This is a genomic window from Deltaproteobacteria bacterium, from assembly GCA_016183175.1.
Taxonomy (GTDB): domain Bacteria; phylum UBA10199; class UBA10199; order UBA10199; family SBBF01; genus JACPFC01.
Genome location: JACPFC010000037.1, coordinates 1 through 16,390, shown reverse-complemented (window position 1 = coordinate 16,390; position 16,390 = coordinate 1). Strand labels below are relative to the sequence as shown.

12 protein-coding genes and 4 tRNA genes are annotated in these 16,390 nt (G+C 54.9%); 14 read left to right on the top strand and 2 right to left on the bottom strand.

Features of this window, described 5'->3' with window-relative positions; translation table 11 throughout:
- Positions 1–77 precede the first annotated feature (77 nt).
- Entirely contained in the window at positions 78–833 is a 756-nt protein-coding gene (locus HYU99_04470) for a nucleotidyl transferase AbiEii/AbiGii toxin family protein (GenBank protein MBI2339609.1), read from the top strand.
- Positions 834–836: 3 nt separating this feature from the next.
- Positions 837–1,433 (top strand): hypothetical protein, encoded by a 597-nt coding sequence (locus HYU99_04465; GenBank protein ID MBI2339608.1) that lies wholly within the window; start codon positions 837–839, stop codon positions 1,431–1,433.
- On the opposite strand, the gene HYU99_04460 is transcribed toward HYU99_04465, so the two are convergent.
- Positions 1,399–2,718 carry an inositol-3-phosphate synthase gene (locus HYU99_04460; protein MBI2339607.1) on the bottom strand — a complete coding sequence of 440 codons (1,320 nt, stop codon included), beginning with the start codon at positions 2,716–2,718 and terminating at the stop codon, positions 1,399–1,401. The two genes, HYU99_04465 and HYU99_04460, sit on opposite strands and share 35 nt — an antisense overlap.
- Positions 2,719–2,953: 235 nt before the next feature.
- Here HYU99_04460 and HYU99_04455 point away from each other — a divergent pair, with 235 nt between their 5' ends.
- Complete coding sequence (locus HYU99_04455; GenBank protein MBI2339606.1) at positions 2,954–4,900, top strand: tetratricopeptide repeat protein; 1,947 nt, start codon at positions 2,954–2,956, stop codon at positions 4,898–4,900.
- A 39-nt stretch (positions 4,901–4,939) separates the two neighbouring features.
- Here HYU99_04455 and HYU99_04450 read toward each other — a convergent pair whose 3' ends face one another.
- The gene (locus tag HYU99_04450; protein MBI2339605.1) at positions 4,940–7,762 is read right to left on the bottom strand and encodes a PDZ domain-containing protein; all 2,823 of its coding nucleotides are present in this window, start codon (positions 7,760–7,762) and stop codon (positions 4,940–4,942) included.
- 109 nt (positions 7,763–7,871) lie between these two features.
- Here HYU99_04450 and HYU99_04445 point away from each other — a divergent pair, with 109 nt between their 5' ends.
- The 11 genes from HYU99_04445 to HYU99_04395 all read left to right on the top strand — a co-directional run bounded on the left by HYU99_04445 (position 7,872) and on the right by HYU99_04395 (position 16,320).
- Positions 7,872–8,465 carry a hypothetical protein gene (locus HYU99_04445; protein MBI2339604.1) on the top strand — a complete coding sequence of 198 codons (594 nt, stop codon included), beginning with the start codon at positions 7,872–7,874 and terminating at the stop codon, positions 8,463–8,465.
- Positions 8,466–8,467: 2 nt separating this feature from the next.
- Positions 8,468–9,910 (top strand): hypothetical protein, encoded by a 1,443-nt coding sequence (locus tag HYU99_04440; protein ID MBI2339603.1) that lies wholly within the window; start codon positions 8,468–8,470, stop codon positions 9,908–9,910.
- A gap of 143 nt (positions 9,911–10,053) precedes the next feature.
- Positions 10,054–11,313, top strand: coding sequence for a hypothetical protein (locus tag HYU99_04435; GenBank protein MBI2339602.1), 1,260 nt, complete (start codon positions 10,054–10,056; stop codon positions 11,311–11,313).
- Positions 11,271–12,722 (top strand): hypothetical protein, encoded by a 1,452-nt coding sequence (locus HYU99_04430; GenBank protein ID MBI2339601.1) that lies wholly within the window; start codon positions 11,271–11,273, stop codon positions 12,720–12,722. Before HYU99_04435 ends, HYU99_04430 begins: the two co-directional genes overlap by 43 nt.
- A gap of 89 nt (positions 12,723–12,811) precedes the next feature.
- Positions 12,812–14,071 (top strand): proline--tRNA ligase, encoded by a 1,260-nt coding sequence (gene proS / locus HYU99_04425; GenBank protein ID MBI2339600.1) that lies wholly within the window; start codon positions 12,812–12,814, stop codon positions 14,069–14,071.
- Positions 14,072–14,215: 144 nt separating this feature from the next.
- Positions 14,216–14,917, top strand: a complete 702-nt coding sequence (gene pyrF / locus HYU99_04420; GenBank protein MBI2339599.1) for an orotidine-5'-phosphate decarboxylase — start codon at positions 14,216–14,218, stop codon at positions 14,915–14,917.
- Positions 14,918–15,096: 179 nt separating this feature from the next.
- Complete coding sequence (locus HYU99_04415; protein ID MBI2339598.1) at positions 15,097–15,420, top strand: hypothetical protein; 324 nt, start codon at positions 15,097–15,099, stop codon at positions 15,418–15,420.
- A gap of 364 nt (positions 15,421–15,784) precedes the next feature.
- Positions 15,785–15,857 (top strand) — tRNA-Thr (locus tag HYU99_04410).
- Positions 15,858–15,961: 104 nt separating this feature from the next.
- Positions 15,962–16,044 (top strand) — tRNA-Tyr (locus tag HYU99_04405).
- 113 nt (positions 16,045–16,157) lie between these two features.
- Positions 16,158–16,230: transfer RNA gene (locus HYU99_04400), tRNA-Gly, on the top strand.
- 17 nt (positions 16,231–16,247) lie between these two features.
- Positions 16,248–16,320 (top strand) — tRNA-Thr (locus HYU99_04395).
- Positions 16,321–16,390: the final 70 nt, after the last annotated feature.

The window sequence follows — 16,390 nt, the reverse complement described above, 5'->3', positions numbered from 1 at the left end:
GGAGGGGGGATTCAAGGAGAGAAAAAAGCGGTTAATTTTATATTGTAGTTTATTAACTATTATGTTAATAAATAACTATGTATCCGGAAGCGGCAGGGGTCTATGCCCGTGAGAAGGGCCTTTCCATAAAGGAGAGCGCCCAGACCTTCATGCAGGTGGCGGCGCTCCGTCATCTCTCGGACCCTTTGGCTCGGTTTATGGGGGGGACGGCGCTTGTTTTGGGGTACGGCAATCCGGATGTGGATCTAACCCAGGTCTCCGATCCCCAAAATCTTAAGGCGGGATTGATCAGGGCCCGCGCGGAGTTGGAGGGGTGGTTTCAAAGTCCGGTGACCCTTTTGGCCCCAGAGCGGGGAGGCCGGACCTGGCGGCTGACCATCCGTATGGGACGCGCCGAGTCGGTCCGGCTTCATATCGATTCTCAAAAGTTTGCGGCGCATACCTCCCGTCCCCTGGTGATCACCTATCCGTCCATTCCCCCCTTTGTTTGCGAGGCGCTGGAAATCGACGAAATTATGGCGGAGAAGATCATCGCCGTAGCGTGCCGGCGCTATCTGGGGGGACGGGATCTTTTCGATCTCTGGTTTCACTGGCTCCGATCGGAGGACTGGATGTCGCGGAGCCGCCTTATTTTCGAATTTGTGGAAAGGAAAATGAGGGAACGTTCCCTGAAAGGGGGGGAATTCTGGCCGCTCTTTAAGTCCCGGTTGTCCGGGGAAGCCTCCCTCGAAAGGGCGCGCGGGGAGTGGAGGCGTTATCTGCCGCCTGATTTTCAAAAGCCGGCTGTCTTGAACGACATTGTCGCCCGGTGCCGGCTTCTTCAAGGGGCTTAAGCCATGACACTCATCGAACTGATTCAACAGTTAAACCGCCTCGCCCGTGATCACAAGAAAAGGGTTTTTACGCTCAAGGAAATGGCGGCCTTGGCCGGGGAATCGCGCCCCTCTGCGGCGATGACCCTTCTCCGAGGGGCCAAAAAGGGGCTTGTGGGGCGGGTCGGTAATCTCTGGTTGAATCTGATGGATCCGCCGGAGATTCTCGATGTGGGCCTTTCTCTGGTTTCCCCCTCTTATCTCTCTTTCGAATCGGCGCTCTATCGCCACAACCTTTTGTCCCAGTCGCCGCGGGGGGAATTGACCATGGCCGCCACCGGACGTCCCCGCCGGTTCCAAACGCCCCTTGGCGCCATCCGGTTTGTTCACCTTCAGCCGTCGCTCTTTTTTGGTTTTGACGCGCGCCGAATCGCCTTTCCCGAAAAGGCCTGGCTCGATCTTCTCTACATCCGCGGAAGGTTGGGGCGGAGACATCTTGTCTCGGAAAAATTTTATCTGAAGGGATTAAACCGGAAAAGACTTCAAGATTTTGCCGGGCGTTTTCCGGAATGGGTCAAGGTTGCCGTCAACTCTGGTAGTAATCCAGCCCGAGGTGGGTGATCTGCTCCTCGCCCATCAGGTAGCGAAGGGTGTTTTTCAACTTCATTTCCTGGATGAAGAGATTGTGTTCGGGGTAAAGCCCTTCCTTGGTCATGGGCGACTTGAAGTAGAAGGAGAGCCATTCCTGGATGCCGCGCAACCCCGCCCGGTGGGCCAGATCCATAAAAAGAACGAGGTCGAGAACAAGAGGGGCGGCCAGGATGGAGTCTCTGCAGAGGAAATCGATTTTCAACTGCATCGGCAGACCCAGCCAGCCGACGATGTCGATGTTATCCCACCCCTCCTTGTTGTCGCCGCGCGGGGGATAATAGTTGATACGCACCTTGTGGTAGAGGTTGCCGTAGAGGTCGGGGTAAATATGGGGCTGTAAAATTGTATCGAGCACCGAGAGTTTGCTCTCTTCCTTGGTCTTGAAATTGGCGGGATCGTCCAGCACCTCGCCGTCGCGGTTGCCGAGAATATTCGTCGAATACCAGCCGGCAATTCCCAGGTAACGGGCCCGCAGTCCCGGCGCAATGATTGTCTTCAAAAGCGTCTGGCCGGTTTTAAAATCCTTTCCTGAAACGGGGACATTTTTTTCCTGCGCCAGTTCCAGAAGGGCGGGGGTGTCCACCGTCAAATTGGGGGCGCCGTTGGCGTAGCCGATTCCCGACTTCATCGCCGCATAGGCGTAAATCATGCTGGGGGGGATGTTGGCGCTGTTGGCTTTTAAGCCCTCTTCAAAGGCCTTCAAGCTCTTATGTTCATTTTGAACGGTGCAATAGGCCTCTGTCGAGCCGCACCAGATCATCACCAGCCGGTTACATCTGTTTTTTGTCCGGAAGTCTTCGATATCCTTGACGAGGGCCTCCGCCAGGTCCATTTTATTCGGAAGTGTTTTGATGTTTTTTCCATCGAGCCTGCGGAGATAGTTTTTGTCGTAAACCGCCTTTATCGGTTCAATGGAGGAAAGGTCGGTTTTGATCTGGTCGAGCAGATCGCGGGGAATGACGCCGGCCTTGCAAGCCGCCTCGTAACCATTGTCCGGAAAAAGGTCCCAGGCGCCGTAGACGAGGTCGTTCAAATCGGCCAGCGGGACAAGCTCCTTCACCAGCGGGTTTTTATTGTCGGTGCGCTTGCCCAGCCGGATGTGCCCTATCTGGGTTAAAGAGCCGATCGGCTTCCTCACCTGCTTTTTTGCCGCCTCAACGCCGGCGACAAAGGTGGTGGAGACGGCCCCCAGCCCCACCAGCAGAACCCCCAGTTTTCCTTCCGGTTTGCGAATGGTTACTTTTTTGGTGTCCATAATTGTTATTCCTTCCTGAAATAATAAAGATGGGCCTATAACCCGACGATTGAAGAAAGGCAATAGGCAAGACTACCCGGCAACTTCTTTGCATTTTGCGGGGAAGTTGCGTAACATGCGAAAAAAGCGAGCCATCTGGCTTTGCCAGTGGCGAGCGCGGGGTTTGGGGCCATTTGAGGCCCGAAATAGATCGACGCGAGTAGCGACAAACGGGCCGAAAGGGCCCCAAGTATAAATGACCCGGATTAGGCCGCTTCCGATCCTCCTCCTTGCCCTGACGGCATTTTTCACCTATTCCAACACTTTCTTTGGCCCTTTTCTTTTCGATGATGTCATCAACATTGTTGAAAACCCGGGGATCAGGGATTTCTCCCGTTTTCTCGGCCTCTCCGGCGCCCGGTCCGTGGGTTATCTCTCTTTTGCCCTCAACTACCATTTTTGGGGCTTGAATGTTTTCGGCTATCACCTTGTCAATCTGTTGGTCCATATTGCCAACGGGTTTCTGGTTTATTGGCTGGTGTTGCTTCTCTTTCGATCTTCGACCTTCGATCAACGATCTTCGGTCAACATTGGAAGATCGAAGATGGAAGATCGAGGATCGTGGATTGCTTTGGTTGCCGCCCTCGTTTTCATTGTGCATCCCGTCCAAACCCAGGCGGTCACCTACATTGTCCAGCGTTTTTCCTCGCTGGTTGCCTTCTTCTATCTTCTGGCGGTGGTCTGCTATCTGAAATGGAGGCTTGGGACCCGTGCCGGGTGGTATATCGCTTCGTTAGTTGCAACTCTCCTCGCCATGAAAACCAAGGAGAACAGTTTTACCCTTCCCTTTGCGATTTTCCTGGTGGAGGGGATTTTTTTCAGATCCGGGGCCAAAAGGCGATGGACTCCGCTGATTCCGTTTTTTCTGACTCTGTCGCTTATTCCGCTGGCCCAAGGGGATGCCCTGTGGGATTTGACGGGAGGGCGATTCGGCCGCGACACCGCCGAGATCGGCCGCCTTGATTATCTTTTCACGCAGTTCCGTGTCATTGTCACCTATCTCCGGTTGCTGGTTTGGCCCGTAAACCAGAATGCGGACTATGATTATCCTGTCTTTCATTCGCCGTTCATCCCGCAGGTGTTCGGCTCCCTTTTATTCCTGCTCTCTCTCCATGGCCTGGCGTTTTATCTTTTGCGGCGCGCCGGCCGGCTATCGCCCCTTTCGCCTCACTTGAGGCTGATCGCCTTCGGGATCTTCTGGTTCTTCCTGACCCTTTCGATTGAATCCTCGATTGTCCCCATCAGGGATGTGATTTTTGAACACCGGCTTTATTTGCCGAGCGTCGGTTTTTTTTCGGCGATGGCCGTAGTACTCGCCGGCGCGTTCGAACGATGGAAAAAAGCCCGGGTCCCGATTGCCCTTTTTGTTTGTGCTTCCCTTGCCGGATTTGCCGTTGCCACCCACCGGCGAAACGAGGTCTGGAAGGACGATCTCACCTTTTGGCGGGACGTGGTCGGAAAATCCCCGGCCAAGGCAAGGGGGCATCATGGCCTGGGGATGGCCTATTCCGAGAGGGGGATGAGGGAAGCGGCGGTTGAAGAATATAAAACCGCCCTTCGCCTGAAGCCGGATTATGCCGAGGTGCACAACAACCTCGGCCGTGTCTACAAGGAGCAGGGGCGCCTCCCTGAGGCGATCGCGGAATTTCAGGCCGCTCTCCAATCAAGTCCGGATTATTCGGTTACCCGCAACAACGTGATGTTCGATCGCCTGGATGAGGCGGGATTGGAGAGGGCCGTTCGAAAATTTGCAAGCGGCCTCCTCGTCAACACAAACAACGCCACGGTCCACAACAACCTGGGGGCCGTTTACAAGGAACAGGGGCGTCTCCCGGAGGCGATTGCGGAATTTCAGGCCGCGATTCGCCTGAATCCCGACTACGCCTCGGCCTACAATAACCTCGGTGTTGCTTATAGGGCGGAGGGGCGCCCGGAGGAGGCTGTCGAGGCCTATAAAAAAGCGGTCCGTTTGCGACCCGATGACATCGATGCCCGCTTCAATCTGGGGAATATCTACTCCGCCCAGGGAAACTGGGAGGAGGCCATCAGGGAATACCAGGCCGTCTTGAGGCTGAACCCGGCCGACGGCGAGGCGCGGGAAAATCTGGAAAGGGCCAATCGCCGGGGCAAAGGGCCAAAATAGCCGGCGACAACGGTTGGCGCACTCACAGTAAAAATATCTTCACGGAAGGGCGTCCGCCTGTGGGGGAGACTGGCTGACATAAGCCTTTTTGGGGGTTCCCATCACCGAGATGACCTTTCGGGCGGAAAGATCGCGGTTGTCTCTCGCCTCGATGGCGATAAAATTAGCCCCCTCTTCAAGGGGGATGCGGGCAGAAAAGGGCATTATTTTGGCCGGCCGATCAACCGGGTTGGCCTGATAGAATATCTTCTTTCCCCCCGCGTAGATGATCAGGTCCTTTAACGCCCGGTCGTCTTCTGCCTGGCCGGTTAAATCCAAAAACTGGCGGTTGGCCGCCGACATCTGGCTGGTTATCTGAATGTGCGGCAGAACCTGCGCCGTATCCGGGAGGGGAGAAGCCGGCGTTTTTGCACTGCCACCCAGAAAAAATGTCAGTTCATCCTCAAATCCCGCCCGCGTGGCCTTGTCCCTCACCGAAAGCTCCAACTCGGCCTCGGTTTTGGCAAAATCAGCGGGGATCCGGAAGGCCAGCCTGGCCTGACTTTCCGCAGAGGGATCGATCGATGGCAGGATGACCCGGCCCGAGGTCAAAGGGATGAGGCTTTTCTTCTCGGTGTTTTTCAGATTGACCGCCACATCGCTGGCCGGGTTTGGGCTCTCGTTTCTTATGGTCACCATTAACGCGATCGTCTCCCCCTTTTCAACCAGGCCGTTGCCGTTTCCCGACGACCCCTCGGAGCCGTTGTCGAAAAGCCGGTACCGCCAGGTGAAAACCGGCTTCGGTTTTTCCACGAATTGCGTGACGACCGACAACGGAGGGATAACCCCCCTGTTGTCCGAGACAAATTCGATCTTTGCGTCCTCGGCAAACGAAATGATGTCATCAGGAATTTTAAGCGTGACGCGGGCCTCCCGGCTCTCCCCTCCTTTAACCCGCCCGAAGACAAACTCCCTCCCGTCAATCAGCGGATTTTCCGACTTCACGACCCCCACCAGACGCAGGGCGTCGATTTTGCCCTCGTTCTTCGCGGTGACGGTCCAGACCACCTCATCGCCCGCATTGATTGCCGTTGCCGGTTTGTTTGTCGCCTTGTCGAGAAACCGGGACGAAAAACCCAGGGCGGCAGGGGCGGCAGGGCCGCCGGCCGGATGGCCCGAATGGGACTCCGGACCCCCATCGCGGGTAAAATCAATATTTTTCTGCTTGAGCGCCTGCGTGATCAACTGGTCCTGCCCCCCCGCCTCTTTTTCCAAAAGCGGCCGGATCTGCTCCAGCATTTTGTCGCGGTTCACCTCCCCGGTCTGGGCCAGAACTTTAAGCGCCAGCGCCAGGATGAAGTCGTTTTTTTCATCCACCTTGAGGGTGTATTCGGTTTTGTCGGTCTCCTCCTCTTTTTTCGGGCGGTCAAGAAAATGGAAGCTGTAAAAGGGCTTTGTCTGCTGGATGTATTCCGGATTTTCCAGGTGTTCCTCCAGGCTTTTTTCGCCGAACCCTTCCCCCTCCACCACATCAAAGGCCTCCTCTTCGATAATGCTTGGCGCCAAAAGGACATCCGGCGTGATCCCCACCGCCTGAATGGAAATCCGTTTGGGGGTTAAGTACTGGGCCACGGTCAGCTTGAGCGCCGAACCGTCCTTCAGGTTGAACAGCGACTGCACCGAGCCCTTTCCGAAGGTCTGCATTCCCATCACCATCGCCCGGTCGTTTCGCTTGAGGGCTCCGGCCACGATCTCCGAGGCGGAGGCCGAACCGGAATCGACCAGCACCACGAGCGGTTCCGTTGTCGCGTCATTCCCCCTCTGGGCGCGGGTGATTTCCTCATCGGCATTGTTGGGGCCGACGGTAAAAAGGATGTCGCCCGAGTCCAAAAACTTGTCGGCCATGAGAAGCGATTGATCGAGCAGGCCGCCGGGGTTGTTCCGAAGGTCGAGAATGATTCCATCCACCGGCCCCGCCGCTTTGATTTTCTCAAATTCCTTTTCCAGGTCGGCATACGTGTCTTCCTGAAAACTGCGGACCCTCAAAAAGGCGATCCTTTTTTCTCCCGCAGTGAGGGCCTTTCCCCAGACGCTTTCGATGATTATTTTTTCCCGCACCAGCGTCACCTCGAAGGGGTTGTGGTTTTTCCGCTCAAGATGAAGGGTCACCCTGGAACTGACCTTTCCGCGCAGGCGTTCCACCGCCTCGGAGAGCGACATGTTTACGGTGAGGAGGTCGTCGATCTGGATGATTTTATCGTCCGTCTTCAGCCCCGCCCGGATGGCGGGGGTTCCCTCCAGCGGGGCGATGACGGTCAGCTCATCGTCCTTGATGCCGACAACAATGCCGATGCCGCCGTATTCCCCCTCGGTCTGCGTCTTGAATTCGTCAAAGACCTCCGGTGTCAAAAGGTTCGAATGGGGGTCGAGCGTTTCGAGCATGCCGTTGATGAAGGCGTATTCCTCCTCATCGACGGTGACCTTTCCCCGGTAATTTTTCTGGAGAAAGGAAAAAGTTTCCGCGGCGGGGGGGAGGATGTCAAAGAGCTTGTGAACAACCGGGATGGGGATTTCGGTTTTTTCCCTGCCGATGGAAACGGCAAACAATCCGACGCCGGTTTCGGGAAATTCAACCAGCATTTCCGGAATTTTTTTGGAGAGGGTAAAAAGCCCCTCGCGGAGCATTTTATCGGGGTGAATCCGGCGGGGGTCGTAATAGTTCTGCTGAATCAGATAGACGGCGCGGGTGATTTTTTTGATCTGGTCGAGGTTTTTATTTTCGCCGCCGGGGCCGACAATAGAAATGAATGAAGAGCCTTTGCCCGAAACAATCAACAGGGCAAAAAGCGCCGCCGCAATAATCGATATTTTTCGTGGTGTCATTGACATCATTCTTTCACTTAGGGTATGATAGCCCCACTATAAACGTTGACTGGCCGGGTCCAACCAGCTAATATTACAAGTCTTTCCAAAAATCGAAAGGAAAATCCGAATGAAAACGATCAAACTTTGGCTATTAAGCGTTATTTTTGTCCTTATTTCAAGCCCCTTTGCGCGGGCGCTCACCGTGAAGCCGCTAAGCCTCGACCAACTCACCCGCATGGCGCCGCGGATTGTGCAGGTGACCTGCGAGGATAAACAGGTGGAACTGGATGAGGCGGAGAGCGGACTTTCGGTCACCTGGTATACCTTTGAAGTGCTTGAATGCCTCAAGGGGGATTGCCCGGAGCACCTCACCATCAAACAGGTCGCCCAAGGGACCGAAAGCTCGGGGAACTCCATGGCCCGCGTCAATTTTGGCCTTCCGGAGTACGAAGTGGGGAAGACATATCTGCTGTTTCTGGCGGGCGACTCGGACAAGACCGGCCTGACGGCGCCCATGGGGGTTTTTCAGGGGCATTTCCCGATGGAAAAAACAGGGGGCAAGTGGACGATTCCCGACCTGCATACCCGCAAAACGCTCTTTAAGAATATGGAGGCAAAACTTCCCGGCAAGGGCGCGATGCTGAAAAAGCTCGGCTCATCCGGTTCATCCGGCGATTACGAGGAATTCAAATCGGTCATCAATGCCATTCTGGAGAAATAACAATGAATACAAATTCCAAATTCCAAATTCCAAATTCCAAACAAATTCCAAATTCCAAATTCAAAAATTCCAAAAATGCCGTTTGGAATTTGGCGCTTGGAATTTGGAATTTCCCGGCCATTATTGTCTTTTTATCGCTTCTTTTTCTGACGCCGGCCGTGGGCCGGGCCGGCGGCCCCTTGTATGTCAACGAGAACGGCGAGGCCTCCACCTGGGAGACCTCCGATTCCAGCCCCATCACCCTAAACCCCGAATCGGGGAGTTGCGCCGCCTTCAGCAATTCAGAAACGATCGACAAGCTCGACGAAAATATCGCGGTCTGGTCGGATATCGGCGGCCTCAACCTTTCCTTTGCCATTGTGGAAGGGGAACTCGGATCGGTTGACGAGGATAATTTCGAAGAATTTGTGGATGTGATCAACGATGGAATCAATCCGGTCATTTTCGACGATACCGGCGAGATCATCTCGGCCTATTTTGGCGCCTGCAACGAGTATGGCACGTTGGGCGGCGCCGGCCCGGACGGTTTTTTGCTCGACGGCAACGGTATTGTCGAATCCATTATCGATGGACAGGCGATTTTTAACTGCCTTTGTGTCGGAGGGTGCACGGTTACGCCTGCTTGCGGCGGTGGTGAAACGGAGTTCACCGAGGACGACCTGGATTTTACCATGACCCACGAGATAGGCCATCTGCTCAATCTGGACCACACCCAGGTGAACGGCGATCTTGCGACAACGGGTGACGGGTGTTCCCTCGATACTGACGGCGACTGCGACGATCTCCCCGCCATGTATCCCATCTCGGAAGACGCCGCCGATCAGATCTCGCTGACGCGGGATGACGAGGTGGCCCTTTTGGCGATGTACGGCGGTTCCAGTCTCAATTCCTTTTGCACGGTGACCGGCAGTCTGACCGATGTGGACGGAAATCCCCTCCGGTGCGCCGATGTGCAGGCGGAAACGGGGGATCCCGCGGATGCCATTGCGTTTGTCTCGGGCGCTTTGGCGGAGGCCGAGGATGACAACCCGGCCGACGGCTACACCGATGGCGAGGGGGAATGTATCTCCGGTTGCGGCGATTTCATCCTCCGCGGCCTCGACCCGGACAAAACGTATACAATTACGGTCAGGCCTATCGATGAGGAATTTATCGCCGGCAGTAGCGTCGGCCCCTGCGCGAATGGGCAGTTGGACATCAACGAGGAGGTGATTGCCGGTAGTGTCAACTGCGGCGCCGGCGAGACGGAAGACCTCGGCACGATTCAGACCACCTCCGAAGGAGGTGTCGTTGAAGGGGACCGCGACGATGATGATGATGATAGCGTGTCGTCGGCGTTCGGGTGCAGTATGGGCGCGGTGGATTCTTCTCCTTTGCCGCTGATTGGGATCATTATCCTGGCGTTTGCGGTGATGGTACCATGGCGCCTGCGAAAAACCCCGTGATGGCGCAAAATTTCAAATTTCAAATTCCAAATTCCAAACAAATTTCAAAAAACAAATTTCAATGTTCAAAACATTCCGTCATTATCTTACTATCTTTTTTTCTACTGACGCCAACTGTCGGCCGGGCGGGCGGCCCCTTTCTGGTGAACACAGAGGGGGTTCCCGCCGCCTGGGATAATTCCGCGGCGATTGCCTATCACCCCGAATCGGGATCGTGCGGTTCGTTTGACAACGGCGCGATGCTGACAAAGATCGGGGAAAATCTTTCGCAATGGTCCGGCATCACAGACATTACCCTTTCGTTTGACCCCGAAACGGGAATCATCGGTTCAATTGATAATTCGAATTACTCCTCTCTTTTTACCGCCTCATCCGACTGCGGCGATGATGGGGATGACCTCACCCCGGTCGTCTTTGACGACGACGGAACCATTACGGACGACATCTTCGGGGCCGGGAACCGTTTTTCCGTCCTTGGTTTCGCGGGCCCCGCCATTTTCAACGACGACTGCTCCGAAATCCTGGAAGGGCAGGCCTTTTTCAACTGCCGGTGCCAGACGGGAAGCCCTTCCGGCTCGTGCCCCGGCGGGGTTGTCTTTACGGAGGACGATCTGAATTTCACCATCATGCACGAATTCGGCCACCTTTTGGGGCTGGATCACACGCAGGTCAACCAGTCGATTGGGGAGGGGAGTTGCAACACCGACACGGAAGGGGATTGCGACGCCCTTCCTGCCATGTACCCGCAGTCGGTGGATGCCCCCGACCAGATCACCCCGCAGAGGGATGATGAAGTGGCCGCTTTGACGCTGTACGGTGGATCGGCCTTCGCCTCAAGTTTTTGCACCGTCACCGGGACGCTCGAGGATGCCAATGGCGACCCGCTCCGGTGCGCCGATATTCAGGCGGAAACCGGTACCCCCGCCGATACCATTGCCGTCGTCTCGGGGGCCTTCTCGCCGCAGAGAGACTCAAACGGCGACGGCGACACGCAAGACGACGGCGAATGTTTTTCGAACTGTGGCGATTTTATTCTCCGCGGCCTCGACCCTTCCAAAAGCTACACCATCACCGTCAAGCCGATCGATTCGCAATGGAGGGGGGGTTCCGGGATCAACCCCTGCAATTCGGCGCAACTCGATTATGTGGAGGAGGAGGAAATCGACGAAGTGACCGCGGGGGATTGTGTGGGAGGATCGACACGGGCCCTCGAAGCGGTGGCGACCATCTCCTGTCCCGACGAGGACGGTTGCGTCGGAAGCGATGAGGGAGGAGGGGGTTGCGGCTGTTCGATCCCTTCATCCGGTGAAAAAGAAAATTTGATGTTTTTTTTGATGATAGCTGGTATTCTATATGTCCGGTGCGCCCTGCTAAAGAGAAAGAAAAATTCATCCTCGGCCTGATCGGTCCTCTTTTCTTTTTAATTCTTTTTTCCTCACCCGTTTTCGCCGGTGGGCCGCTTGCTGTGAACGAGGAAGGGGTGGCCGCCGCCTGGGACAATTCGGGGGATGTGGAACTCAACCCCGAATCGGGCGCATGCGCCACCTTCACGAATGCCCAGATGCTGACCCTACTCTCGGACAATCTGGAAAACTGGAGTTCCATCGAAAAAATTCAGTTCTCCTTCGATCTGGAGACAGGCGCCATCGGATCGGTGGACGGTTCCAACTACACCGATTTTATTGTCTTGTTTGACGGAGACACGGGGGAGACCGACAGCCTCAATCCGGTCATCTTCGACGATGACGGGGAGATTGTGGAGGATGTCTTCGGAAGCGCCAACAAACTTTATGTCCTCGGGTTTGCGGGGGCCGACGCCTTTAACGACGACGGCTCGGAGATTGTTGACGGTCAGGCCCTTTTCAACTGCTTTTGCCTGGCCGACAATCCCAACGATACCGACGACGAGTGCGCCGATGCCGCGGTGGAGTTTACCGAGGACGATCTCGATTTCACCATGGTTCACGAAATCGGCCACATGATCGGCTTCGACCACACGCAGGTCAACCAGGATCTGGCCGAATCGGGATGCGATACGGACAGCGATGGCGACTGCGATGCCCTTCCCACCATGTTCCCGGTTGCCTACGACTCCCCCGACCAGATCACCCCCTCCCGCGACGACGAGGTGGCCGCGCTGACGCTCTACGGTGTGACGACATGGGAAGATGAACTCTGCGCCGTCACCGGCGTTCTTCAGGATACCGACGGCAATGATCTGCGGTGCGCCGATGTGCAGGCCGAGACGGTGGATGAGGCCGACGCGATCGCCGTCGTCTCCGGCGCCTTTGCCGCCGCGGAGGATACCGATGGCGACAGCTATACCGACGGCGATGGGGAATGTCTGTCCGATTGCGGCGCCTTTACGTTGCGGGGTCTCGATCCGGCCAAGGACTACACCATTACCGTCAGGCCGATTGACTCCTCGTGGGTTGGCGGCAGTAGCGTCGGTCCCTGCGGGTCGGGGCAGTTGACCGGCATTGAGGAGGAAGAAATCGGCACCGTCACCGACTGCACGGCGGGAAGCACAACCGACCTCGGAACCATTTCCACCGAATCGTCGGGGGGGACCTCCTCCGGCGGCGATGGTGACGACAGTTCCGGCTCCTCTACCACCTGCGGTGACGGCGGGAATTTCGACAATTGCGAGGAGCTGATCGGTTGCAGTCTGGAGCGGGCTCGGGGGTCTGGGGTGTTGGGCCAGTGGGTACTCATCTTGATCTTGCTGAATCTTGCCGGCTTGCTCTTTCTGAAAGTTCAAATGTCAAAGTTCAAATGTCAAAAGAAACTCAAAAAAGACAATGTCAAATGAACTCATTGTCTTTTGTATTTTTGGAATTTTTTTGAAATTTGGACTTTGACATTTGACATTCCCCGACAGTCGGGTAAACCTTTCTCTCCATGCGCGCCTCCCAATTTTTCATGCCCACGCTCCGCGAGGTGCCCGCCGAGGCGGAAGTCATAAGCCACAAGCTCCTGCTCCGCGGCGGCTTTATCCGCAAACTGGCCTCCGGTATCTACAACTATCTCCCTTTGGGTCTACGGGTCATACAAAAAATCGAAAAAATCGTTCGTGAAGAGATGAACTCTGTCGGCGCGCAGGAGGTGCTTTTGCCGGTGGTCCTTCCGGCGGAGCTCTGGAAAGAGACAGGGCGGTGGGATGTTTACGGCAAGGAGCTCCTGCGGGTCAAAGACCGGAACGACCGCGATTTTTGCCTCGGCCCCACGCACGAGGAGGTGATTACCGACATGGTCCGCAGGGAAATCCGGTCGTACCGCCAGCTTCCGTTGAGCCTGTATCAGATTCAGACAAAATTCCGCGACGAGATAAGGCCGCGCTTTGGCCTGATGCGCGGGCGCGAGTTTATCATGAAGGACTGCTACTCGTTCGACTTGAATGAAGAAGAGGCCAAAAAGAGCTATCAGCGGTACTATGAGGCCTATCGGAAAATTTTCGGGCGTTCCGGATTGAAATTCCGCGCCGTGGAGGCCGGCACCGGCGTCATCGGCGGGACCCTTTCACATGAGTTTCAGGTCCTGGCCTCCTCCGGAGAAGACGCCGTTTTTTCGTGCGACAAGTGCGACTACGCCGCCAATATCGAAAAAGCGGAGGCCAAAGAGGGCGAAAAATGCCCCCGGTGTTCCAAAGGGGTCATGGAGGCCCACCGCGGTATTGAAGTCGGGCAGGTGTTTTACCTCGGCACAAAATACTCCAAGGCGCTCAAGGCGATTTATCTCGACGAAAAAGGGGCGGAGCAATTGATCGTCATGGGATGCTACGGCATCGGCATCGGCCGGACGGCGTCTGCGGCGATCGAGCAGAACCATGACGAAAAGGGAATCATCTGGCCGCCGGCCCTCGCCCCTTATGCCGTTGACATCGTCTCTTTGTCTTCCGATGTGAAGGTCATGGAGGCCTCGAAAAAATTTTATGAGGAACTTGGGGCCAAAGGAGTGGATGTTCTCTGGGATGAACGGGACGAACGGGCGGGGGTCAAATTGAACGACGCCGATCTCATCGGCATTCCGTACCAGCTTGTCATTGGTCCCCGTGGTCTGGAAAAAAACGAGGTGGAAATCAAGGAACGCCGGACCGGAAAGAAGGAAGTCGTGCCGGTGGATCAGGCGATATCGTTGTTAAGTTTTAAACTCCAGGTATAATAAATTCCAATGACCAAATTCCAAATTCCAAACAAAATCCAAATTTCAAAGTTCAAATTTCCAAAACGCATTTGTTTTGGGCATTGGAATTTGTTTTTTTGGAGTTTATTTGGGATTTGAGATTTGGGATTTGGAATTTGCCTTATGCATAACCCCCTCATCATTGCCCTCGACACCTCGTCTTCCCTCAAGGCGCTCAATCTGGTTCATAAGCTCAAGGTGACGGGATGCGCCTTCAAGGTCGGTTTTGAACTGTTTACTTCGTTTGGCCGGCGTGTTGTGGAGCGGATTGTCAACCAGGAGGTCCGGGTTTTTCTCGACCTGAAATTTCACGATATTCCAAATACCGTTGCCCGCTCTGCCGAGACAGCGACAAAAATGGGGATCTGGATGTTTGATGTTCATGCCTCCGGCGGTTCCGAAATGATGAGGCGGGCCAAAGAGGCATCTCTGGAAACAGCCGAAAAAAAGCATATGGCCCCGCCTCTGGCGGTCGGCGTCACGGTGTTGACAAGTTTCGAAGATCTTCACGAATTGAATATTCCTCTTTCGGTTGACGATCAGGTTGCCTCCCTCGCCTCTTTGTCACAAAAATCGGGGCTTGATGGCGTGGTTGCCTCCGGCCTGGAAGCGGGGGCGATCCGCAAGAAAGCGGGAAGGAATTTTTGCATCGTGACGCCGGGCATTCGTCTTCCCGATAGTCCATCGGACGACCAGAAAAGGATTCTCGCTCCCGCAGAGGCCCTTCAGAACGGAAGCGATTATCTGGTGATTGGCCGCCCCGTTATCGAGGCCAAGCGTCCTCTAAAAGTCATCGAAAATGTCATGGCGAGTCTACTACCCTGAATCTTTAAATTTAACTTATTATTGTGGGGTACACCCCCCAAAACCCTCTTTTGTTGGCCCATTTTCCGTTCCACGACACATTAATAATTATAAATAAATTCAATAAGTTATGTAATTTAATCTTCATTCAACGCGGGATGGCCGAGTCTTTGCTTCTATTAAGGGGTACAGAGGCAAAGATGAATTTTCAAAGAGACATTCAGTCGGCGGGAAGTGATGGGGCACAGGTTGAGGAATTAACGGTGCAGTTGGAGGCCACCCTCACCAAATCGTCGTTCGGATTCGAATATGCCATTTTGAATCTCAAACAGCCCCTTCCTTTTGCCCATCGCCAGTCCCTTTTGGACCAGATTGACGAGCATAAAAAGGTCTATTTTCGGGCCCGCGAACTGCTGGGACGTCTGAATCCGGAAAAGCTTTGCAAGGTCGAACAAGGGCTCATGGATCAGAAAAATGCCCTTCTCGATTCTTCTCCCGCGATCACCCCGGTTACACTTCATTGAATCACTCCTTTGTTCTTGACATAAAAGCCCTTTTTAAATAAGGTCGGCCGACTTTTTTCCATTACCCGGATTCGGCCGGAGGGCCATTTAAAAATAATTAATAAATTCGGTTGGTTATGTCTGCCACGTAGGGGGAGGTCTTGGGCGATTTTTTTGTTCTTTGAGATTTTGATTTGGAAGGGTGATTAAAAGCAGGGTTTAGGGAATAGGGTTTAGGGAATACGAGAAACCCTAAGCCCTACGCTCTAAACCCTATGCCCTGCAGTTGCTTGCCGACGTAGCTCAGCTGGGGGGTCCCCGCCGAGCGCCACTGGTTCGAGCGAGGTGGGGGCGGAGATGATTGACACCCGGGGGTTTCGATTTTGCCGACGTAGCTCAGCTGGTAGAGCAACTGATTTGTAATCAGTAGGTCGCCGGTTCGACCCCGGCCGTCGGCTCATCAACGGCAGGGTTTAGGGCATAGGGCTTAGGGCGTAGAGAGATTCAGAATTTTTTTATTCCCTAAACTCTAAGCCCTAAACCCTACGCCCTGCAGTTCAGGGGAGGGGTGCCCGAGCGGCCAAAGGGAGCAGACTGTAAATCTGCCGGCTTATGCCTTCGAAGGTTCGAATCCTTCCCCCTCCACAATCCCGACTATGTCGGGATGGTTGATCGTTGATGGGTGATAGTCGATAGAGGTTTTTTCCTCCATCAACCATCGACAATCAACCAGCAACAAGCCGCCGGAGGCGGATTCTGCGGGAGTAGCTCAGTTGGTAGAGCATCAGCCTTCCAAGCTGAGGGTCGCGAGTTCGAGCCTCGTCTCCCGCTCAAGGGAGTTGGAATTTGCCGATGTAGCTCAGTTGGTAGAGCAACTCCATGGTAAGGAGTAGGTCACCGGTTCGATTCCGGTCATCGGCTCAAGGGAGATTGCTTAGGCAGAGACTAGAGATGGAGTTGCTCTACCGTCTCGCGCATGCGAGACGCTTTA

Coding starts and splice junctions, on each gene's coding strand:
- HYU99_04470 (MBI2339609.1), top strand. CDS start 78: ATGTATCCGGAAGCGGCAGGGGTCTATGCCCGTGAGAAGGGCCTTTCC.
- HYU99_04465 (MBI2339608.1), top strand. CDS start 837: ATGACACTCATCGAACTGATTCAACAGTTAAACCGCCTCGCCCGTGAT.
- HYU99_04460 (MBI2339607.1), bottom strand. CDS start 2,718: ATGGACACCAAAAAAGTAACCATTCGCAAACCGGAAGGAAAACTGGGG.
- HYU99_04455 (MBI2339606.1), top strand. CDS start 2,954: ATGACCCGGATTAGGCCGCTTCCGATCCTCCTCCTTGCCCTGACGGCA.
- HYU99_04450 (MBI2339605.1), bottom strand. CDS start 7,762: ATGACACCACGAAAAATATCGATTATTGCGGCGGCGCTTTTTGCCCTG.
- HYU99_04445 (MBI2339604.1), top strand. CDS start 7,872: ATGAAAACGATCAAACTTTGGCTATTAAGCGTTATTTTTGTCCTTATT.
- HYU99_04440 (MBI2339603.1), top strand. CDS start 8,468: ATGAATACAAATTCCAAATTCCAAATTCCAAATTCCAAACAAATTCCA.
- proS (MBI2339600.1), top strand. CDS start 12,812: ATGCGCGCCTCCCAATTTTTCATGCCCACGCTCCGCGAGGTGCCCGCC.
- pyrF (MBI2339599.1), top strand. CDS start 14,216: ATGCATAACCCCCTCATCATTGCCCTCGACACCTCGTCTTCCCTCAAG.
- HYU99_04415 (MBI2339598.1), top strand. CDS start 15,097: ATGAATTTTCAAAGAGACATTCAGTCGGCGGGAAGTGATGGGGCACAG.